The organism is Testudinibacter sp. P80/BLE/0925 (assembly GCF_053570785.1).
Map to the genome: position 1 here is coordinate 592,639 of NZ_CM131636.1, position 20,621 is coordinate 613,259.

19 protein-coding genes and 3 pseudogenes are annotated in these 20,621 nt (G+C 47.6%); 12 read left to right on the forward strand and 10 right to left on the reverse strand.

Annotated elements, in window-relative coordinates:
- Positions 1-5 precede the first annotated feature (5 nt).
- From ispD to ACWA5Z_RS02965, 3 genes and pseudogenes are all read right to left on the reverse strand, one after another.
- Positions 6-698 (reverse strand): annotated as a pseudogene (gene ispD / locus ACWA5Z_RS02955) (2-C-methyl-D-erythritol 4-phosphate cytidylyltransferase); the annotation flags it as partial.
- Complete coding sequence (gene ftsB, locus ACWA5Z_RS02960; RefSeq protein ID WP_449343113.1) at positions 698-982, reverse strand: cell division protein FtsB; 285 nt, start codon at positions 980-982, stop codon at positions 698-700. The pseudogene ispD and the gene ftsB, both read right to left, overlap by 1 nt.
- Before the next feature lie 164 nt (positions 983-1,146).
- Positions 1,147-1,968, reverse strand: coding sequence for a carbon-nitrogen hydrolase family protein (locus tag ACWA5Z_RS02965; protein WP_431053841.1), 822 nt, complete (start codon positions 1,966-1,968; stop codon positions 1,147-1,149).
- A 299-nt stretch (positions 1,969-2,267) separates the two neighbouring features.
- Between ACWA5Z_RS02965 and aqpZ the strand changes: the two genes are divergently transcribed.
- On the forward strand, positions 2,268-2,960 hold the full coding sequence (aqpZ, locus tag ACWA5Z_RS02970) for an aquaporin Z (protein WP_431053842.1): 693 nt from the start codon (positions 2,268-2,270) through the stop codon (positions 2,958-2,960).
- A 391-nt stretch (positions 2,961-3,351) separates the two neighbouring features.
- Here aqpZ and ACWA5Z_RS02975 read toward each other — a convergent pair.
- From ACWA5Z_RS02975 to ACWA5Z_RS02995, 5 genes and pseudogenes are all read right to left on the reverse strand, one after another.
- Positions 3,352-3,498: pseudogene (locus ACWA5Z_RS02975) on the reverse strand (septum formation initiator family protein); the annotation flags it as partial.
- Positions 3,499-3,525: 27 nt separating this feature from the next.
- A complete protein-coding gene (locus ACWA5Z_RS02980; RefSeq protein ID WP_431053843.1) occupies positions 3,526-3,639 on the reverse strand; it encodes a hypothetical protein in 114 nt (37 codons plus the stop codon).
- Complete coding sequence (locus ACWA5Z_RS02985) at positions 3,612-3,911, reverse strand: helix-turn-helix domain-containing protein (protein WP_431053844.1); 300 nt, start codon at positions 3,909-3,911, stop codon at positions 3,612-3,614. The genes ACWA5Z_RS02980 and ACWA5Z_RS02985 overlap by 28 nt, the downstream gene beginning before the upstream one ends.
- Positions 3,912-4,006: 95 nt before the next feature.
- Positions 4,007-5,689, reverse strand: a complete 1,683-nt coding sequence (locus ACWA5Z_RS02990) for a solute:sodium symporter family transporter (protein WP_431053845.1) — start codon at positions 5,687-5,689, stop codon at positions 4,007-4,009.
- 380 nt (positions 5,690-6,069) lie between these two features.
- Positions 6,070-6,467, reverse strand: a pseudogene (locus ACWA5Z_RS02995) (transposase); the annotation flags it as partial.
- A gap of 165 nt (positions 6,468-6,632) precedes the next feature.
- Here ACWA5Z_RS02995 and ACWA5Z_RS03000 point away from each other — a divergent pair.
- Both ACWA5Z_RS03000 and ACWA5Z_RS03005 read left to right on the forward strand, forming a co-directional pair.
- Entirely contained in the window at positions 6,633-6,839 is a 207-nt protein-coding gene (locus ACWA5Z_RS03000) for a tautomerase family protein (protein ID WP_431053846.1), read from the forward strand.
- A 9-nt stretch (positions 6,840-6,848) separates the two neighbouring features.
- Entirely contained in the window at positions 6,849-7,511 is a 663-nt protein-coding gene (locus ACWA5Z_RS03005) for an NAD(P)H-dependent oxidoreductase (protein WP_431053847.1), read from the forward strand.
- A gap of 110 nt (positions 7,512-7,621) precedes the next feature.
- Here the strand turns inward: ACWA5Z_RS03005 and ACWA5Z_RS03010 are convergent, their stop codons facing one another.
- Both ACWA5Z_RS03010 and argF read right to left on the reverse strand, forming a co-directional pair.
- Positions 7,622-8,011, reverse strand: coding sequence for a RidA family protein (locus tag ACWA5Z_RS03010; RefSeq protein WP_431053848.1), 390 nt, complete (start codon positions 8,009-8,011; stop codon positions 7,622-7,624).
- Positions 8,012-8,080: 69 nt separating this feature from the next.
- Positions 8,081-9,085 carry an ornithine carbamoyltransferase gene (gene argF / locus ACWA5Z_RS03015; protein ID WP_431053849.1) on the reverse strand — a complete coding sequence of 335 codons (1,005 nt, stop codon included), beginning with the start codon at positions 9,083-9,085 and terminating at the stop codon, positions 8,081-8,083.
- Between the two features lie 243 nt (positions 9,086-9,328).
- Here argF and ACWA5Z_RS03020 point away from each other — a divergent pair, with 243 nt between their 5' ends.
- The 9 genes from ACWA5Z_RS03020 to gshA all read left to right on the forward strand — a co-directional run bounded on the left by ACWA5Z_RS03020 (position 9,329) and on the right by gshA (position 20,450).
- Positions 9,329-10,342, forward strand: coding sequence for a Fe(3+) ABC transporter substrate-binding protein (locus ACWA5Z_RS03020; RefSeq protein WP_431053850.1), 1,014 nt, complete (start codon positions 9,329-9,331; stop codon positions 10,340-10,342).
- A gap of 135 nt (positions 10,343-10,477) precedes the next feature.
- Positions 10,478-12,160, forward strand: a complete 1,683-nt coding sequence (locus tag ACWA5Z_RS03025; RefSeq protein WP_431053851.1) for an ABC transporter permease — start codon at positions 10,478-10,480, stop codon at positions 12,158-12,160.
- On the forward strand, positions 12,160-13,221 hold the full coding sequence (locus tag ACWA5Z_RS03030; RefSeq protein ID WP_431053852.1) for an ABC transporter ATP-binding protein: 1,062 nt from the start codon (positions 12,160-12,162) through the stop codon (positions 13,219-13,221). The genes ACWA5Z_RS03025 and ACWA5Z_RS03030 overlap by 1 nt, the downstream gene beginning before the upstream one ends.
- A 207-nt stretch (positions 13,222-13,428) precedes the next feature.
- Positions 13,429-15,975: a class I adenylate cyclase gene (locus ACWA5Z_RS03035; RefSeq protein ID WP_431053853.1), complete on the forward strand. Its 2,547-nt coding sequence runs from the start codon at positions 13,429-13,431 to the stop codon at positions 15,973-15,975.
- Positions 15,976-16,018: 43 nt separating this feature from the next.
- A complete protein-coding gene (locus ACWA5Z_RS03040) occupies positions 16,019-16,648 on the forward strand; it encodes a response regulator (RefSeq protein ID WP_431053854.1) in 630 nt (209 codons plus the stop codon).
- Positions 16,649-16,821: 173 nt separating this feature from the next.
- On the forward strand, positions 16,822-17,781 hold the full coding sequence (locus ACWA5Z_RS03045) for an NADP-dependent oxidoreductase (protein ID WP_431053855.1): 960 nt from the start codon (positions 16,822-16,824) through the stop codon (positions 17,779-17,781).
- 8 nt (positions 17,782-17,789) lie between these two features.
- Positions 17,790-18,389: a beta-phosphoglucomutase family hydrolase gene (locus ACWA5Z_RS03050; protein ID WP_431054277.1), complete on the forward strand. Its 600-nt coding sequence runs from the start codon at positions 17,790-17,792 to the stop codon at positions 18,387-18,389.
- A 9-nt stretch (positions 18,390-18,398) separates the two neighbouring features.
- Positions 18,399-18,866, forward strand: coding sequence for a YqaA family protein (locus tag ACWA5Z_RS03055; protein ID WP_431053856.1), 468 nt, complete (start codon positions 18,399-18,401; stop codon positions 18,864-18,866).
- 12 nt (positions 18,867-18,878) lie between these two features.
- Positions 18,879-20,450 (forward strand): glutamate--cysteine ligase, encoded by a 1,572-nt coding sequence (gene gshA, locus ACWA5Z_RS03060; protein ID WP_431053857.1) that lies wholly within the window; start codon positions 18,879-18,881, stop codon positions 20,448-20,450.
- Positions 20,451-20,621 lie beyond the last annotated feature (171 nt).

Genomic DNA, 20,621 nt, shown 5'->3' on the forward strand with positions numbered 1-20,621 from the left:
GTAAATTCTCTCCGTTGTAAATAAAATGCCGCCAAGGCGAGATCTTCCGGGCGGGTGATTTTTAAATTATCCGAGCGCCCCGGCACCAAGTGCGGTCTAAACCCGGCGAGCTCCATTGCGGAGGCTTCATCGGTTAAGGTTAAGTTCTGCGCAATCGCCGATTTATAGGCGGCGCACAAACGTTCGGTCGGGAAAAATTGCGGCGTTAAAGCATGCCATAACTGCGAACGATCTTCGGTGGCTTGAATCCGTTGCTGACCGTCGGCGCGTTTAATCGTATCGATTGCCGGATAAGCCAAAATCGCGCCGTTCGGATCGTCAATTTGCAACAGCTTATCCAAATCCTGATGGGTTAAACACGGGCGCGCCGCGTCATGCACCAACACCCAGCTCTCGCCATCATCGCTTTCAACCGCACTTTGCAATGCGGAAAACACCGATTCGGCACGCGTTGCACCGCCAACGACAAACTGAATGCGTGGCGATTGATCTAATGCCAGTTGCGCAATATAGGGATCGTCTTTTGCCACTGCGACAATCACTTTTTCAATCGGTGCATAGCTTAACAGCACATCCAAGGTGTGCTGCAAAATGGTTTTGCCGTTCAGTAGCAAATACTGTTTCGGTTTATCCTGCAACATGCGGCTGCCGCTCCCTGCCGCCGGCACAATCGCAATAATTTTCCGTTGTGTTGTCATTATTGATATTCATCCGCTTTCATCAGGCGATAAAACACCTCATTACTTTTCACCATATCATGCTCCGAGCGCGCCCGCTCTTCCACCGCCGCCACGCCCTCTTTCAAATCTTTGATCTCCGCCATGATCAACTGGTTACGCTGGCTCAGTTGCGTGTTTTCCGCCGTGCGCTGTTCGATTTCCTGCTGCACCGCCTGATTATCGCGATAGCCGTTTTTGCCGAACCAAAAACTGTACTGAAACAGCAACAACAAACCGCCCAGAATGATAATCAATACTCGCATAATTGCCTGTTCTCTTTTTGTGGTGAAATGGGGAATAGTTTAACTTGAAATCGGTTAAAAATGGAATTTTAAACCGCTAAGTCGTAAAAAAATTCTATAAAAACAGCGCCCGTGACACAGCACGGGCAACTGAAGTGATCAGCTGTCACGCAACCGACATAAAATCAAGTGCGTACAAATAATTGACGATGGCTTAATGCCGGTAGCTGGCGGCGAACCTCACGCAAGCGGCTAAAATTGATTTCAGCCATGGCAAACCCTTCGCCCTCGCCGACACCACTGATAATCTCGCCCCAAGGATCAATAATCATGCTGTGACCAAAGGTCGTACGTCCGCTTTGATGGCGCCCGCCTTGGGCGGCGGCAACTACATAACATTGGTTTTCAACCGCTCTTGCACGCAATAATAATTCCCAATGTGCCTTACCGGTGGTATAGGTAAATGCAGCCGGCAACATCAACACATCATACGGCGCTTGGGTGCGGAACAGCTCGGGGAAACGCAGATCGTAGCAAATCCCTTGCCCGACACTGATTTCGCCGATTTGCAATTGCGGCACTTGATACCCGGCTTGGATACTGTCGGCTTCGCAATAGCTTTCGCCTTGACCGCTATAGCTGAACAGATGGATTTTATCGTAACGGGAGAGTAATTCGCCTTGTTCGCCATACACCAACATACTGTTTAATACTTTGTTTTCTTCACTGCTGTGCAGTGAAATCGAACCGGCGAATAACACAATCTGCAATTCTTTTGCCAATTCGGATAATAAGGTCTGTAATCTGCCCTCGCCAAAAGGCTCGGCAATCGCCAATTTATCCTGTTCATGCGCCCCCATTAACGCCCAATATTCCGGTAACAAAACCCATTTTGCCCCGGCATTCGCGGCTTTACGCACGAGCGCCTGCATCGTGTCGATATTATGATTGAGATCGGTGCCGGAAACCATTTGAATGGTCGCGACCTTAAAATTGTCTGCCGTCATATACGCTGCCCTTCTTTACTATATCCATCGGTTTCAGTATCCCTTGATTCCATTCAGAAAACAAGTTTTACATCCTTTTTTAAATTTAATTCATATCTTTACCCAACCACTTAAAACTCCTTATGAATGGCAAACCGTCCGGAAAATAAAATATAACGCGGGTTTGTTATCAATTTTAGTCAATTATTTCCTTCTTGGTACAAAATATAAACATCACATCGAGTGTAAATATTGTTGTAGCCTGAATCCCAACAGGGTAATATTTGCTCGTTTGTAAGCTAATGAAAGGAAATCCTAGTATGAACAAATATTTTGCCGAATTCTTCGGCACATTCTGGTTGGTATTCGGCGGTTGCGGAAGTGCGGTCTTGGCAGCGGCTTATCCTGAATTGGGTATCGGCTTTGCCGGTGTTGCATTGGCATTCGGTTTAACCGTATTAACCATGGCATATGCCGTCGGTCACATCTCCGGCGGTCACTTCAATCCGGCGGTTTCGGTAGGATTAATGGTCGGCGGTCGTTTCAGCGCGAAAGAATTACTGCCATACATCATTTCTCAAGTTGTGGGCGCAATTACGGCGGCGGCGGTATTATATTTTATTGCCAGCGGTAAAGCCGGTTTTGACGCAGCTGCCAGCGGTTTTGCCAGCAATGGTTATGCCGAACATTCGCCAAACCAATACAGCTTAGGCGCGGCATTGGTGATTGAAGTGGTATTAACCGCTTTCTTCCTGATCATCATCATGGGGGCGACCGATGAGCGTGCGCCGAAAGGCTTTGCCCCGATTGCAATCGGTTTGGGCTTAACCCTGATCCACTTAATCAGTATTCCGGTCACCAATACCTCGGTCAACCCGGCGCGGAGTACCGGTGTTGCCTTATTCCAAGGCGGCTGGGCGGTTGAACAGTTATGGTTATTCTGGTTAGCACCAATCGTTGGCGCGATAATCGGCGGTATCATTTACCGTTCATTGTTATCTAACAACAAATAAGCCTCAACTTAACTTACATGAACCGTTTTCCGGCAACGGAAAGCGGTTTCCGAAGCGGCGGCGTTGGGCGATCGCAGCGAAAATTCGGATATATTTACGGCAAACGTCGCTTGCGCGAGAATTGCAATGGGATATGAAACAATTATTGGAGAATTGGGACAAACCTTTCTGGCGGACAGAAACAACGTTTATTTATTGCAGGGCTTTATATAAAAATTACTCGTGTGAGTATTGCTCATTGCTAAACAACGATAGATAGTGTTGATAAGATTATTTATTTAGATAAAATCGGTCTTATTTAAAAAGCCAAATCACTTCCAAACTCTTGTGCAAGTAGAGTTGCCGCTTCCTACCGCCGGCACAATCGCAATAATTTTCCGTTGTGTTGGCATTATTGATATTCATCCGCTTTCATCAGGCGATAAAACACTTCATTACTTTTCACCATATCATGCTCCGAGCGCACACACTCTTCCACCGCCGCCACGCCCTCTTTCAAGTCTTTGATCTCCGCCATGATCAACTGGTTACGCTGGCTCGTTGCGTGTTTTCCGCCGTGCACTGTTCAATCTTTTAACGGCGTTAATGGCTTAACGTGTTTTTTCGATTTATTCATGGCTGGTCGTCCTTTGGGCTTATCAATCAGTCCATTTATGCCAAATTTTTTGAACCGTTGCAACCATTGATAAACAACACTGCCGTTTGATACGCCCAGGTCAGTTCGGTGTGTTGTATATATTCAATGGCTTTCAGTTTATCTTCAAGCCTATATTTTCGTGGTATATCTAGGACGGCTAGCCCATCAAGACCGGAATATTGATATTGTGCAATCCATTGGCGAATACTGCGTTGGGCAACCTGAAAATGTGTTGCGGTTTTGCTGATAGATTGATGATGTTGAAAATAATATTCAACGATTTGTTGTTTCAATACTTGGGTATATTTAGTCATAAAAATCTGCACCTTAGTCAGTTGGTTTTGCAGTCCAACTTTTGGGGTGCAGATCATGGCACGCCAGACGGGGTTTTATGCTTGATAACGCGAGGTTATGCCGTTGCTTTTAATTGCTTATTGCGTTCTTGGACAAAAACATACAGGAAGTACAAGACGGTTGCCGCGGCAAAACAGTAGTAACCAATCCAAACCAAGGTCGGTACGTTATTCGCCATGAAGATATACATACTCAATGACAGTAGCGTAATCACCAATGCAACCGGTTTGACATACGCCCAAGGTTCAATATCCACTTGGTTGGTATAAACTTCTTGATATGGCGTTGCCATCGGTTTGAAATGACCGATCAACAGCATTATCACCACATTGATGACAAACAGTAAGCCGACCAAATGGAAGAAGTGCAAATCGACTTTCAGGATAAAGTTGCACAGAATGTATGCCGCCATGCCGAAAATCAAGCCGAATTTCGCTGCAATCGCCGGTACGCGTTTGGTCAGCAAACCAACGACGACCACACTTAAAATCGGTGCATTGAATACCCCTTGCAGTTGTTGAATCAGATAGAAGAGGCCATCCGGGGCATTGGCAACCAGCGGGGCGACAATCATGGCGGCAATCGCTAGAATAATCCCGACCACTTTACCGACGTTTACCAGCTTGGTGTCACTGGCATCCGGATTAATCTGGACTTTGTACACATTGCGTGAGAATAGTGTCACCGAAGAGTTCAAGGCACTGTTAAAGGTGGACAGCACCGCCCCGACCACCACCGCGGCAAAGAAACCGACCAAGGCATCAGGTAAGACCAAGTGCACCAAATCCGGATAGGCTTGATCAGGAATATCCAACTTCCCTTGGAAAATATGGAAGGCAATAATCCCCGGCAGGATAATCAATAATGGACCTAATAGCTTCAGGAAGGCGCAGAATAACACCCCTTTTTGCCCTTCTTTCAGATTTTTTGCACCTAATGCACGCTGAATAATCGATTGGTTAGTACACCAGAAGAACATATTGGAAACGATTAAACCGGTAAACAGTGTTGAAAACGGCACAACCGAATCGGCAGAACCGATGGAATTAAAATGCTCCGGATTGGCATGATAAATTTCTTTCAGACCGGTCCAAGCATTGCCGTCACCGACATACATCAGCCCCAATACCGTCACCATAATCCCGCCGACCAACAAGCCGACCCCGTTAATGGTGTCAGACACCGCCACCGCTTTCAAACCACCGAAGATTGCGTAGATTGAACCTAAAATGCCTACCCCCCATACAATAAACCATAGGGAAGTGGTTTTATCAACCCCGAATACCGCGGAAACATTGAACAGGCTTTCTAATGCCAATGCGCCGGTATAGAGTACGATTGGTAACAACGAAATGACATAACAGCCTAAAAACAGTAATGAAGTGATGAGTAGCGTGCCTTTATCGAAGCGTTTTTCCAGAAATTCAGGAATGGTGGCAATCCCCAGCTTCAGGTACTTCGGTAAAAAATAAAAGGCGAACATGGCGATGGTAATCGCCGCCATCACTTCCCATGCCATAACAATAAAGCCGGAACGATACGCCAAGCCGTTCAAACCGACCAAGTGTTCGGTGGAAAGGTTGGTCAACATCATTGAACCGGCAATAAAAACGGCGGTCAGTGAACGACCGGCAAGGTAATAGCCTTCCGAATGGCTGAGATCGTCATTTTTTGTGTACCACCAGGCAATGACGGCAACAAGTGCGGTGAATCCGACAAATGATATAAAAGCTAACATACGATTTTCCTCATCTTTGTAATAAGCAATAAGACAAAGCTTAAAATGAAAATTGACATTTCAATTATGAAATATACGTTTCAATTTATGGGTTGGCAATCATCAATCTTCGGTTTTGCTATACAGATCAAATTTTGAGGGATTGCCAATGAAATAATTTACAAAAAGCGTGTTTTTCAGTAACAAAACGGCATTATTTGCCATTATCACTAATTGAAAAATTTATTTCATTTTAATCAAGGGAAAGGGAAAATGTGAAATCGGCTATACCGCACTTGCCATAATGCCTATAATACCCCAATTCCCCTCAAGGAGTTTTGTCATAAAAATCTGCGCCTTAGTTAGTTGGTTTTTGAGTCCGACTTTTGGGGTGCAGATCAATTTTTTTGGCGTAAATCGCGTTTGGCTTGACTGCAAAAATTCTCAATTCCATAGTATGGTTGCGTTTCTCCACAAATCTTTCACTGTGATTTATCCGATAATGTTTAAATTCCGAAGAATCCGGCACATCATAATTTTTGAGCATATCTGTATAAACAAGGATGTCTGGTTTCAATCGGGGTATCACAACAACATAAACCTTGCCATTTCGCGCTAAAAATCCGAATACCGGCACTTTTCCTGCTGCACCTCGACCACGTCCGTCTTTCCGTTTTCCACCAAAATAACGTTCATCAATTTCACCCTCTGATAATCCGGCTTCCGCATCATAACGATAAATGATTTCACGTAAGCGATGAAAGTAAAATTCCGCAGTGTTTTTATTTGCACCGACCAACGGCTCTGTTTATATCAACTTAATCGACTTTTTCTCATAAGTGCTATCCTAGAACATTTTAGTTATCCAAGACAGCCAAGCAGATATTAAAAATTCGTATTCCACGTGAATAATCACGCAATCTACGCTACAGTTAACAACAGCTCATCAAACTAGGAGTAAATCATGCCTTATGTAAATATCAAAGTGACCGGCGGGCGTGAAGCGCCAACCGCTGAACAAAAAGCCGAGTTAATTCAAGGGGTCACCGAGCTGTTGGCGCGGGTGCTCAATAAAAATCCGGAAACCACGGTGGTGGTGATCGACGAGGTCGGGATGGATAATTGGGGGATCGGCGGGAAAAGTGTAACGGAGCGCCGCAAAAATCAATAGGACAAGTAAATGAATACAATCAGCAAACAACAAGTATTAGATACGTTTCATTTTCGTGCGGCGACACGGCATTATGATCCGCTGAAAAAAGTCAGCCGTGAAGATTTTGACTATATTTTGGAATGTGGGCGATTGTCGCCGAGTTCGGTCGGTTCCGAGCCGTGGCAGTTTTTGGTGGTACAGAATTCTGAATTACGCCAGAAACTGAAAATGGTCAGTTGGGGGATGGCAACGCAAGTGGATGACGCCAGTTATTTGGTGGTGCTGTTAGCCAAGAAAAATGCCCGTTATGATTCCGATTTCTTCCGTCAAGGTTTGGAAAAACGTGGTCTTAACGAGGCACAAATGACGAAAACCTTGGCGATGTATCGGCAGTTTCAAACCCATGATATGAATTTACTGGAAAGCGAACGCACGCTGTTTGATTGGTGCAGCAAGCAAACCTATATCGCCTTGGCAAATATGATGACCGGCGCAGCGTTGATCGGTATCGACAGTTGCCCGATCGAGGGTTTTGATTATGCCGAGGTCAATCGTGTTCTTGCCGAAAGCGGCGCCTTTGAGCCGCAGGAATGGGGCGTATCGGTGATGGTAACCTTCGGTTATCGTGCCAAAGAGATTAAATCCAAATACCGTAAACCAATTTCAGAAGTGGTGAAGTGGGTTGAATAAATCGGTTTGCTCAATATAGCGCATATTACAGTCGGCAAAGCCCCTCATCCGTGCTTAACCGTGTACGCTGAAAAGCGTACACGGAAATCGCATGGTATATAACCTATCTTTTACTTTCTCACCGCAATCGCTTCAATTTCCACAGCGACATCTTTCGGTAGGCGCGCGACTTCGACGCAAGAGCGCGCCGGGAAAGTCGGGTGGTTGTTTTCTTTAAAAAAGGCCTCGTATTCTGCGTTTAAGCTCGCAAAATCATTCAGATCTTTCACGAATACCGTGGTTTTGACAATGTCTTTCACCTGCAAACCGGCTTGTTCGATAATCACTTTCACATTTTCCAACGATTGGCGCGCTTGCGCTTGAATGCTTTGCGCCACTTCGCCGTTGCTCGGATTAACCGGAATTTGCCCGGAAGTCAGCACCAGATTGCCCAGATCCACAGCTTGTACGTAAGGCCCGATCGCGGCAGGGGCTTTTTCGGTATGGATAATTTTTGTCATAATGTCCTCATCATAGTCAAAGTGCGGTCAGGCAGCACGCCTGACCGATAAAATAGTAATCGGCTAATTTTAATTGCCTAAGGTGGCAACCATCACCGCTTTAATCGTATGCATTCGGTTTTCCGCTTCGTCAAATACGATTGAAGCGTCGGATTCAAACACCTCGTCAGTGACTTCCAACCCGTTCATACCATATTTTGCCAACATCTCTTTGCCGACCGTGGTTTGATCGTCGTGGAATGCCGGTAAACAATGCATGAATTTCACCTGCGGATTGCCGGTCAGCGCCAATAACCGACGATTAACCTGATACGGTTTCATCAGTTCAAGCCGCCGTTGCCATGCTTCCGCCGGTTCGCCCATTGACACCCAGACATCGGTATAAAGGAAATCCACCGCTTTTACGCCGTCGCCGACGTGTTCGGTGCAGGTGATTTTCGCACCGGTTTCAGCGGCGATCTCCGCCACTTCATCTAACAACCCTTGTTCAGGCCAAAACTGCTTTGGCGCCACCAAACGCAGATCCAAGCCCATTAATGCCGCGCCCTCAACAAAGGAGTTGCCCATATTGTTACGTGCGTCGCCCAAATACGCCAGTTTCATCTGGTTTAAGCGTTTGCCGTTGCCGTGTTCCAGCATAGTGAGGAAATCGGCAAGGATTTGGGTCGGGTGAAATTCATCGGTCAACCCGTTCCACACCGGCACGCCGGAATAATCAGCGAGGGTTTCGACCAATTCTTGTCCGTAACCGCGATACTGAATGCCGTCATACATTCTGCCCAACACGCGTGCGGTATCTTTCATCGACTCTTTATGCCCGATTTGCGAACCGCTCGGACCAATATAGGAGACGTTTGCCCCCTGATCGAACGCCGCCACCTCAAATGCGCAGCGGGTGCGGGTTGAGGTTTTCTCAAAAATCAGCGCAATATTTTTACCTTTTAGCCGAGGTTGCTCCGTGCCGCTGTATTTGGCTTTTTTCAAATCGGCAGATAAATCCAGTAGAAATTGAATTTCGCGCGGGGTGAAATCCATTAAGCGGAGAAAATGACGGTTACGTAAATTAAACGGCATAGTTGACCTCTGATATTGTCGCTATAAAGAAGTGGATTTTTTGATTCTACCTTAATTAACGCGAAAGTGCAGTCCTGCGCGGAGAAAAAAGTAAAGCCCGCTCAGTTTTGACAAGATTAGCCATAAAATGTGATCCAGATCAAATTTTTGATTCAATGATAATAATTCTCTTTTGAATTAGGATTCGATTTCCCCTATACTGACACCGAATTTAGATCTGATAACAGCAATGGAGTAGTAATAATGAAAAAAAGTCATGTAGCGATTGCGTTGGGATTTTCTGCGGTGATGGCAACTTCGGCAATCGCGTCCGAGGTGAATGTCTATTCTTATCGCCAACCGTACTTAATCGAGCCGATTTTACAAAATTTTGAAAAAGATACCGGTATTAAAGTCAATCTGATTTTTGATAACAAAGGTTTGGTTGAGCGTCTGAAACGCGAAGGCGAACTCAGCCCGGCGGATGTGGTGCTGACGGTGGATATTAAACGGGTGATGGACGTGGTGAATGCCGGTTTGGCACAGCCGGTTCACAGCCATGTATTGGAAGAAAATATCCCGGCACAATATCGTGACTCTAAAGACCAGTGGTTCGCACTGACCACCCGCGCACGCGTGATCTATAGCTCGAAAGATCGCGTCGGCAAACTGCCGCCGAGTTTCACTTATTACGATCTTGCCAAGCCGGAATACAAAGGCAAAGTGTGTGTGCGTTCGGGCAAAAACTCGTATAATGTCTCGCTTGTCGCTTCGATGATTGCCCACGACGGCGAAGCCAAAGCGAAACAATGGTTAGAGGGCTTGAAAGCCAACTTGGCGCAAAAACCGCAAGGCGGCGACCGCGATCAAGTGAAAGCGATCAAAGAAGGCGTGTGTGATTATGCTATCGGCAACAGCTACTACTACGGTAAAATGTTAGACGATGAAAAACAACGCAGCTGGGCGGAATCGGCCTATTTGAATTTCCCTAACCAAGACAGCTACGGCACACATGTGAATATCAGCGGCGTGGTAGTGGCAAAATATTCACCGAACAAAGCCAATGCCATTAAATTGGTGGAATACCTGAGCGGCAACAGCGCGCAAAAAACTTATGCCGAACTGAACCACGAATATCCGGTAAAACCGGGCGTGCCGTATTCTGCGCAAGTCCAATCTTGGGGCAAGTTTAAAGCAGACACCATCGCGCTGGAAACCATCGCGGACAACTATGACAAAGCGTTAAAATTAGTAGATGAAGTGAAGTTTGATTTGTAATATGTTACTCCCTGTACACAAGCCTGCAGGGTTAAGGATAAATCAGCCCCGCCGGGGCTGAAATTCCATTTTATTCTTTGAGCGGTTTTACCGCTCTTTGCTGTTTTTTAAGCCCTGCTGTTTTATGAAATAAAAATGAAAAATATTTGGCGTGTTTGTTGGTTTTTAAGTGCGGTTTTATTGATCGCCTTTTTTCTGTTGCCGATTGCGGCGATTTTCTATCAGGCGGTTGCTGCCAATGACAGCGACAGCGTGTCGCATTTGTGGAACACGGTGCTGTTTGATTATCTGAAAAACTCGATTTTATTGATTGTCGGCACTGTGCTGTGCAGTCTGTTGTTTGCCCTGCCGTGCAGTTGGGTTGTCTCCACCTTTCGTTTTCGCGGTCAAGCCACCTTGCAATGGGTGCTGTGCTTGCCGCTTGCCATGCCGCCGTATTTGGTCGGCTATCTGTATACCGATTTGCTTGATTACGCCGGACCGGTACAGGGCTTTTTGCGCCATCTGTTCGGTTGGGAAAATGCGTTGGATTACTGGTTTCCGTCGATCCGCACTTTGGGCGGTGCGTGCGTAGTGTTGGCGTTGGTGCTGTATCCGTATATTTTTCTGATGACCCGGATTGCGTTAATGGAGCAATCGGAAAATCTCAATCATGGTGCGAAGATTTTAGGCATTAACGGCTGGCAGTTAATCAAAAAAGTGACTTTTCCACTGGCACGTCCGGCGATTGCCACCGGTACGGCGTTGGTGGCAATGGAAACGCTAGGTGATTTCGGTACGGTTTCCTATTTTGCCGTGCCGACCCTGACCACCGCCGTATACGATACTTGGCTCGGGTTGAATGATCTGGGCACGGCAGCACGAATTTCGCTGTTAATGCTGTTGTTGATTTTCTTATTATTAAGCGTTGAACGGCACGGGCGGCGTAAGCAGAAACTCTATCAACGCGGCTATGAACGGCAACAGCCAATGCGTCGGCTGTGCGGTTGGCGGCTGTGGCTGGCGCAGAGTTATTGTTGGGGTTTGGTCACTTTCGCCTTTTTTATTCCGCTTGCCAAACTGCTCTATTGGTCGTATCACTATTTTGAACAGTCGTGGAACGATAAGTTTTGGCTGTATGCCTACAACAGTTTGCGTGTCTCGGTGATTGCCGCCTTGATCAGCGTGTTGTTGGCATTGATCTTGTTATTTTTCCGTCGCTTGCAACAACAGCCAAAAGGGGCGGGATACTATTTGGCTCGTTACGGTTTGCCGTTTTCCTCGCTCGGTTATGCCGTGCCGGGCACTGTGTTGGCAATCGGTTTAATGATTCCGTTAATCGGGGCGGATCATCTGTTAAATAACTTATTGAAAAGCTTAGAATTGCCGTTGATCGGGCTGTTTTTCAGCGGCTCGATGTTCGCATTGGTTATTGCCTATATTATCCGCTTTTCGGCGATGAGTATCGGCAGTATCGGCACATCGCTGGATAAAATTGCGCCGTCGCTGGATATGGCGGCGCGTACGTTGGGTTACAACAGTCAGAAAATGTTATGTCGGGTGCATTTTCCGTTATTGGGCAAAGGTATGCTGACCGCACTTTTACTGGTGTTTTTGGAAAGCATGAAAGAATTGAACGCTTCGTTGCTGTTACGCCCGTTTAATTTTGATACACTAGCAACCCACGTTTTCACCCTGACATCCGACGAACAATTGGAACAAGCTTCACTGTCGGCGGTGTTTTTAGTGTTGGTCGGTTTGCTGCCGGTGATTTTCCTCACCCGCTCGCTGTTGTCCTCCACGCAAAAAGCCTCCTCCACTTTAGCTGAGAAATCCTGATGAAAGCATTAAAAATTACCGAGTTAAGCGTACAGTACGATGCGCACAACCATGAACAAGCGGTGCTGCACAAGCTGGCATTAGATTTGCACGATGATGATATTCTCTGCCTGCTCGGCGCCAGCGGTTGCGGCAAAACCACGCTATTGAAAGCGATTGCCGGATTAGTGCCGCTGGCGCAAGGCAAAATTGAACTCAATCAACGCGATTTGGCGAAGATTCCGGTGGAACAGCGCAATATCGGCATGATTTTTCAGGATTATGCACTGTTTCCGCATCTGACGGTGGCGGAAAATATTGCTTTCGGGCTCGGCAAACTTAAGCGTGGCGAACAACAAGCGATTGTGGCAGAAATGGCAGAGTTGGTGAAATTGTCGCCGTTCTTAAAACGTTATCCGCACGAACTATCCGGCGGACAACAGCAGCGGGTGGCGATTGCGCGTTCGTTGGCGTGTAAACCGGATTTATTGTTGTTGGATGAACCGTTTTCCAATATCGACAGCCAAGTGCGCTATCAACTGATTGACGAAATCAAAAGTATTTTGAAAAGCCAAAAAGTGCCGGCGATTTTTGTTACCCACAGCAAAGAAGAGGCGTTCGTGTTTGCCGATAAACTTGCCTTAATGGAACAGGGCAAAATCGTGCAGTTCGGTGAGCCGGCACAACTTTATCAGCAACCGTGCAGTCGTTTTGTCGCCGATTTTTTGGGACACAGTAATTACCTTGCCTGCGATTTGCTTAACTCGCATACCGCACTTTCGGTATTGGGTGAGTTGCATGGCGAACAGCCGCTGACCCTGGCAAACGGCACGGCGATTGATCCGAACCGACCGCTCTGTTGTCTGGTGCGCCCACAGGAATTACGCCTGAACCCTATTACCGACGGTGAGGGCGTGCCTGCAAGCATTGTTGCCAGCCATTTTCTCGGGCATACTTTCGAATATCAACTGCAACTGGAAAACCAGCGGTTATCCGCCTATTCAACCCGGCATTTTGCCGTCGGTGACAAAGTCACCTTACAGCTGCGGCTCAACCGGATGAATTTATATTATCTTCAATAAAATCAAAGCATAACAGGTGGCTTTACGTATTACCCAGACATAAGGAACAATATCGCTATTCGTATAATATCCCTGACAATTAATTAGTTTACTAAAAAAATTTAGCCGATCTTTACCTTATAGATGTTAAGTGTTAGGCTTGGCACATTATTTTATAAATGTGACCTCAGTCACAAATTACTAATTGATTGTTGTGAGATTGTTTTTTTGAGTAGTTATCTTAAATCTGCTAAACAGTTAGTAGCGGCGCTAGATGAAACCCGCTATCAAAGGGCTCTGACCGGCACATCCGATGAATTTCGCCACGTCTTTCAATTATTGCCCTTGCTATTAAATGTCAATGATCCTCTGCTCCCGGGTTTCGTCAGCGATTCTCCGGCGGGCATTGCTGATTTTCAAATCAGCCCTTACCAACGACGGTATCTGCAACAGGTTCTGCCGGAAACGCAATATACCGCCCTGCAACAACAGCAACAGTGCAACCCTGAGGCGGCATTGCTCGGCGTGTATGCCATGGGCAGCACCGGCTCGATTACCCAAAACAGCCTATCGGATCTCGATATTTGGATTTGCCACCAAACCGATTTAAGCGCCGGCCAACGGAATAAATTATTACAAAAAACCCTGCAGATCCAAAAATGGATCCAAGGATTGAATGTCGAAGCCAATTTCTATCTGTTGGATGAAAACCATTTCCGCAACATCACCTATTCCGAAGCCCTCACCACCGATCATTGCGGCAGCAGCCAATATATGCTGTTGTTGGATGAATTCTACCGTTCCGCGATCCGCTTGGCGGGCAAACCGTTGTTATGGTTGCATTTGCCGATCAATAATGAGGAGCATTACGACACCGTGGTGAATAAATGGGTCGAAGAAGGCAAAATCCGACGTGACGAATGGGTCGACTTCGGCAGTTTGGGGGCGCTAACCGCCAATGAATATTTCGGCGCAACCTTGTGGCACCTGTTTAAAGCGATTGATTCGCCGTATAAATCGGTGATAAAGGTGCTGTTTTTAGAAACCTTAATGGCGGACTATCCGCACAGCAATCTGATTTCCAAACAATTTAAACAGCAATTGCTCGCCGGCAGTCAAGTGGATCACGATTTCGATCCGTATTTGGCAATGTTGCAGCAAGTAACCGAACATTTGCTGAAAATTAACGATTTCCGCCGTTTGGATCTGGTGCGCCGCTGCTTTTATATCAAAGCCAACCGCGATCAGAGCAATCAGCCTCAATTTGCGCCGCGCCGGCAACAATTGCAACGCTTAATCGCCGATTGGAACTGGTCGGCACAATCGATCGCTCATTTAAACAACCATGCCGATTGGAAAATCAAGCAAGTCAAAAGCTTCTATTCCAATCTGGTCGAGCTGCTAATGCAAGGTTATCGCAACCTGATCACCTTTGCCCGCAAACAGAAAATATCCGCCGATTTAATGCCGGAAGACATCAGTATTTTAACTCGCAAATTATATACCGCGTTTGAAGTGCTGCCGGAAAAAGTCACGCTGTTTAACCGTGAAATTGTGGATAACATCACCGAAAGCGAATTGATGTTGGTTGAAGTGCGCAACTCAAGTGCGGTCAAAGACGGCTGGCATTTGATCAATTGCAATTTGCAACAGATTTCCAGCTCGACGGATCGCTATGTCGAGTATGCCCCGAACATCGGCAAATTAGTCGCTTGGGCATATTTTAACGGTTTGTTGGGCGCCAAAACCCGGCTGGCGGTGCGCAGCCAAACCATCGAATTGAGTAAAATCCAGCAGTTTGCCACCGATTTGCGTTTGTCGTTTCCACAACAAGTCGCGCCGGCGAGTAACGACGATCTCAGCCATCCGTGCGAACTGCGCAATCTGTTCGTCGCCGTCAACCTCAGTCATGATCCGACCGAAACCATTCGCGGCAATCAACGGCGTGAAGTACTGTCGAATGACCTGTTCAATTTCGGACCCAAACAACAAAGTCTGGTCGGCAGCATTGATCTGATCTACCGCAACCGCTGGAACGAAATCCGTACGTTGCACTTTGCAGGCGAACACGCCATTTTAAATTGTTTAAAAGTATTGGCACATAAAATCCATCGTGGCGCACACCCGCTGGAATCAGTGCAAGTTTATTGTTACAGCAAGCGCTATCGCAGTGAAATGCTGGCGGTGACTGAAAAATTAATCAAAAAATGTATCAATACCCAAGTCAGTGCGATTTTAAATAAACGTTCGATCAACCGCTTACAAGTTGCCGGCAGAATTTGGAATTTTTCCTATGAAAGCCGCGGGCTGAAAATTGAAGAAGGCGGAATTATCCGCTGTACCGCCAATACTCAGCTGAAGCAAACGACAGCGCCGCCGAAAAGCGATCAATACGACAATGGCGCAACCAAACACCCTAAATATCACTTCCCCGCCGCTATCGGCGAATTTGCCAGCGAAGGTTTTTTGCAATTTTTCTTTGAAGACAACGAAGACAACAGCTTCAACGTGTATATTTTGGATGAGGACAATAATCCGGAGGTTTACTATCGCTGCAAAGACGAAAAATTCAATAAAATTAAAGAGATTAATAAAATTTATACCATGAGCCGTTTCGATAGCGAAAACCGCTACGAGGGCTATAGCTTCAATTACCCGCAATTCTACCAAGTGATCCGCCATCAGGGCGAAGACAAAGTTGTGCCGTTTCACAGCCAACAACATTTGCAATATTATGATCAAGGTAAAGTTAATGCGGTGAAAAAAGCGGTATAATAAAAACCTTGATTGGTATTATCTACGTAAATGTGGGGAAATTATGTCGCAATCCTATCGTATCCTAATCATTGACGATCACCCGTTAATGCGCCGTGGCATTCGCCAATTGCTCGAATTGGAACCGGAATTCGGCTCGATTAGCGAAGCCAGCAATGGCATGGAGGGAATCCGCTTGGCGCGGCAAACCGAACCGGATCTGATTATTCTTGATCTGAACATGAAAGGATTAAGCGGGCTGGAAACCCTGCAACAGCTCAGACAATACGGCGTGACGGCACGCATTGCGGTGTTGACCGTCTCCGACGCCAAAGCCGACATTTTCGCCTTGGTCGATGCCGGGGCCGACGGCTATTTGTTAAAAGACAGCGAACCGGATCTGCTATTAAAACAGTTACAGCAACTTGCCCGCGGCGAAGTAGTGTATAGCCCGGAAGTACAATATCAACTGCAACAACGCCAAGTGTCGCCGGAACCGCTGTTATCCTTAACCGAACGTGAAAGTGCGGTTTTAGAACTGGTCGCCAAAGGTATGTCAAACAAACAGATCGCCGAAACCCTGTTTATTTCCGAAGAAACGGTGAAAGTGCATATCCGCAATATGCTGCGCAAACTCAACGTCAACTCGCGGGTCGCGGCAACGGTGTTATACCTGCAATATAAAGGGGTTTAGCCCCGACAGCCCGACAGACTGGCAGCCGCTTCGGTTCAATACGGGAAACAGCGGCTGTTTTACCCCCTTTTTATCTTTGATATAACAAAAAAATCCTTATTCCTGCCGGCGAAAATGGTATTCTTAGTCTTTACCGTAGCAAACTGCCGAACGTCTAAAAGGAGAAACCAACCATGCCAACGACCTTAACCAACTACGGCGCAACCATTTCCGCATTCGGTACAGCCGATGTTTTGACTCTGCAACCGCACTTGCCGTTGCCGGAGATTGCCGATGAGCAAATCCTGTTTGAAACCCATTTTGCCGCGATCAACCCGGTGGATTATAAAACCCGAATGGGCTTAGGTTGGGGGGCGGAAAAATTTAAAAGCCAATTTCCGGCAATATTGGGGTTTGACGCCGCGGGTATCGTCGCCAAAGCGGGGGCGAACAGCGGCTTCCAAGTGGGCGAACGCGTGGCGGTGCTGACTTTCGACGGCGGCGCTTACAGCCGTTATTTTGCGGTCAATGCTGATTTAGTCGCGCGCGTGCCGGACGGCGTTGCGTTGCAACAAGCCGCCGCCTTGCCGACCGCAGGCGTGACCGCACTTCAATTAGTAAAACAGGCGAATTTGCAAGCCGGACAAACAGTGCTGATTTCCGCGCCTGCCGGCGGCGTCGGGCATTTAGTGCTGCAGTTGTTAAAGCAACTGCCGGTTGACATCGTGGCAATTTGTTCGGCGGCGAAACAGGCTTATGTCGAGAAGCTGGGCGTGACCCGCTGCTTAGATTACACCGCACTTGAAGTCTATCCCGAAGTCAATGCCGATATTTTCTTGGATCTGGTCGGCGGCGAAGCCGGTATCAAAGCGCTAAGTGCGGTCAAACAAGGCGGACGGGTGATCTGCGTGCCGACCATTCATGTGCCGTTATTGCAGCAAGCGGGGGAAAGCCGCCACCTACAGGTGGAAAAAATCATGGCGCAACCGAATGCCGCCGCCCTGACGGAATTGCTGGCGAAATTAGCGCAGGGAGCGCTTAATATTGAAATCGCCGCCACCTATCCGCTCGCCGAGATTCGACAAGCGCACCGACAACTGGAACAAGGGCGCACCCTCGGCAAAATCATTTTGGATTTGGGCGTGGCATTATGAGCAAGTTGATTCTCGACCCGGCAATTATCCGAGGTTATCAAGGCTTAATTTTCGATATGGACGGCACGCTGATCGACACCATGCCGGCCCATGAAGAAGCGTGGCGCCAAACCGGCGACTATTTCGGCTACGCCTTAAACGGCAAACTGATGTACCAACTGAGCGGCGCCCCTACTTACACCATTGCCGAAGCGATTATGCGTGAGGGCGGCATGCCGATGAGTATGTTGGAAGAAGTCACCTTGAAAAAACGCGAATTAGGAATGAAACTGGTGTTAGAACGAGCTACTTTGCTGCCATCTTTCGCGATTGTGCAGGCTTTCCATGGTAAAGTTCCAATGGCACTCGGCACCGGCGCCCATCGGCTGATGACCGATCTGTTAATGGAAAAATTTGAATTACGCCGCTATTTTGCCATTGCCGTCACCTCCGACGATGTCGCCGCACACAAGCCGGCGCCGGATACCTTTTTACGTTGTGCCGAATTAATCGGGGTCGAAGCGACGCAAAATTTGGTGTTCGAAGACGGGGATTTTGGAATCGAAGCGGCGCACGCCGCCGGAATGGATGTGTTTGACGTGCGTGATAACCGGCTGTTAAAGGCATAATCACCGCATATGCTCGCCGATTGGTTGTTGACGGTTTTGCCCGATTGGGCGTTACAAAACCAGTGGTTACTGATGTTCGCCAGCGCTTTTTTGAGCGCCACGCTATTGCCCGGCAACTCGGAAGTGGTGTTTAGCGGCTTGTTACTGCTGCAGAGTTTTAGCCAGCCGAGCGAGATTTTTTGGCTCTGGTTGGCGGCAACCCTAGGCAACGCACTCGGCGGCATGACCAGTTATGCCATCGGACGCATGGTTGCCGTGCCGGAATGGCAACAGCTCAACCGCCGCCAACGGCAAGGACTGCGTCTGTTCGCGCGTTACGGCAGCCTCAGCTTGCTCTTCAGTTGGTTGCCGTTCATCGGCGACCTGCTCTGCATAGCCGCAGGTTGGCTACGGTTACATTGGATCACGGCATTACTACTGATTACCTTGGGCAAAGGCTTACGCTATTTGCTATTGATCGGTCTGAGTGCCTTTTAAGAGGATGTTATTGTGTTACCAAAACTGGATACCGCACTTGCCTGGTTGAAGCAACATCCGCAGGCAGTACAACATTTCAAACGGGGTTTGGAACGGGAAACCTTGCGTTTCCTGCCGGACAACCATCTGGCACTCACCCCGCACCCCGCCCACTTGGGCTCGGCATTATGCCATCCGTGGATCACCACCGATTTTGCCGAAAGCCTGTTGGAGTTCGTCACCCCGGTGCGGGAAAAAGCCGGTGAGTTAACCGATTTTTTGCACGACTTGCACCGCTTCGCCTTGGAAAAAATGGGGCAAGAGCGGTTTTGGCCGATGAGTATGCCCTGTTTTATCAATGATGAAAGCGATATTATCTTGGCGCAATACGGCAGCTCGAATCTCGGGCAATTCAAAACCCTGTATCGCGAAGGCTTGAAGAACCGTTACGGCGCATTAATGCAAACTATCGCCGGCATCCACTATAATTTTTCCTTTGATCAAAATTATTGGCAGGCACGTTTCGGCGAATTAAGTGAGCACGAACAGCAAGTGCGGTTATCGGCGCGCTATCTGAATATCATTCGTAACTACCTGCGCTACGGCTGGATAATCCCCTATCTGTTCGGCGCTTCGCCGGCAATTTGCAGCTGTTTTTTACAAGGGCGAAAAACCGATATCGAGTTTGAACGTTCGCCGCACGGCTTTTTATACCTGCCGTATGCCACCTCGCTGCGTTTAAGCGATTTAGGCTACACCACCAACACCCAAGCCAATTTAGGCATTAATTACAATGAATTAAACCAATACACCCGCGCATTGCGCGCCGCCACCCGTCGCCCGGAACCGCACTTTGCACACATCGAACAACGGCAATGGACGGACGGTAAAAAATATCACCAACTCAACGCCAATGTGCTGCAAATCGAAGCCGAATTCTATGCGCAAATCCGTCCGAAGCGGGTGACACAAGCCGGTGAAAGAGCAGTCGCCGCTTTGGAACGTGCCGGGATTCAATATGTGGAAGTGCGTTCCCTCGACGTCAATCCGTATGCGGCGATCGGGATCAGCGAACGGCAAATTTATTTCCTCGATCTGTTTATGTTATGGTGCGAATTGGCGGAAGCCGAACCGTTGGGTGATTCGGAACAGCTGTGTTGCCGTAAAAACTGGAATAAAGTGATTCTGGCAGGACGGCAGCCGGGGCAAACCATCGGCGTCGGCTGCGACAGTAGCCAATATTCGTTGCAAGCCATGGGCGAACGGATAGTCGATGATTTGCTGCAACTGGCGGAAGTCGTGGATTGCGTCGGGCAAGAACAGGGGTATGTGCAGATTTGCCAAGATCTGCGCCGTGCTTTTGCCGATCCGGAATTCACCTTATCGGCACAAGTCTTAACGGATTGCCTACGCCAAGGTATCGGGCACTTTGCCGATCAGCAGGCGGAAAAGTTTAAACAACAGCTTTTATCGCAGCCTTACCGCACTTTAAATCAACAACAATTGGTACAAATCGCGCAAGATTCACTGGCACGGCAGCACGCCATCGAACAGGCGGACACGCTCGATTTTGATTGCTATCTGGCACAGCAAAACAGCGGCTAAGCCTGCATAACGAAGCCGGCATAAGCGCGGGCAAAAAAAAACGCTCTCGAATGAGAGCGTAAATAACCTAAGGAACCAACTTAATTATTAGAAAACAACTGCAGGTTGCTTGTATAATAAGACCGAGCAACGAACGGAAAGTTCACCGTAATCAGAAAATTTTTTAAATTA

Bases quoted from the DNA above. Each gene is read 5' to 3' on its own strand.
- ftsB (WP_449343113.1), bottom strand. From the start codon at position 982: ATGCGAGTATTGATTATCATTCTGGGCGGTTTGTTGTTGCTGTTTCAG.
- ACWA5Z_RS02965 (WP_431053841.1), bottom strand. From the start codon at position 1,968: ATGACGGCAGACAATTTTAAGGTCGCGACCATTCAAATGGTTTCCGGC.
- aqpZ (WP_431053842.1), top strand. From the start codon at position 2,268: ATGAACAAATATTTTGCCGAATTCTTCGGCACATTCTGGTTGGTATTC.
- ACWA5Z_RS02985 (WP_431053844.1), bottom strand. From the start codon at position 3,911: ATGACTAAATATACCCAAGTATTGAAACAACAAATCGTTGAATATTAT.
- ACWA5Z_RS02990 (WP_431053845.1), bottom strand. From the start codon at position 5,689: ATGTTAGCTTTTATATCATTTGTCGGATTCACCGCACTTGTTGCCGTC.
- ACWA5Z_RS03000 (WP_431053846.1), top strand. From the start codon at position 6,633: ATGCCTTATGTAAATATCAAAGTGACCGGCGGGCGTGAAGCGCCAACC.
- ACWA5Z_RS03005 (WP_431053847.1), top strand. From the start codon at position 6,849: ATGAATACAATCAGCAAACAACAAGTATTAGATACGTTTCATTTTCGT.
- ACWA5Z_RS03010 (WP_431053848.1), bottom strand. From the start codon at position 8,011: ATGACAAAAATTATCCATACCGAAAAAGCCCCTGCCGCGATCGGGCCT.
- argF (WP_431053849.1), bottom strand. From the start codon at position 9,085: ATGCCGTTTAATTTACGTAACCGTCATTTTCTCCGCTTAATGGATTTC.
- ACWA5Z_RS03020 (WP_431053850.1), top strand. From the start codon at position 9,329: ATGAAAAAAAGTCATGTAGCGATTGCGTTGGGATTTTCTGCGGTGATG.
- ACWA5Z_RS03025 (WP_431053851.1), top strand. From the start codon at position 10,478: ATGAAAAATATTTGGCGTGTTTGTTGGTTTTTAAGTGCGGTTTTATTG.
- ACWA5Z_RS03030 (WP_431053852.1), top strand. From the start codon at position 12,160: ATGAAAGCATTAAAAATTACCGAGTTAAGCGTACAGTACGATGCGCAC.
- ACWA5Z_RS03040 (WP_431053854.1), top strand. From the start codon at position 16,019: ATGTCGCAATCCTATCGTATCCTAATCATTGACGATCACCCGTTAATG.
- ACWA5Z_RS03045 (WP_431053855.1), top strand. From the start codon at position 16,822: ATGCCAACGACCTTAACCAACTACGGCGCAACCATTTCCGCATTCGGT.
- ACWA5Z_RS03055 (WP_431053856.1), top strand. From the start codon at position 18,399: ATGCTCGCCGATTGGTTGTTGACGGTTTTGCCCGATTGGGCGTTACAA.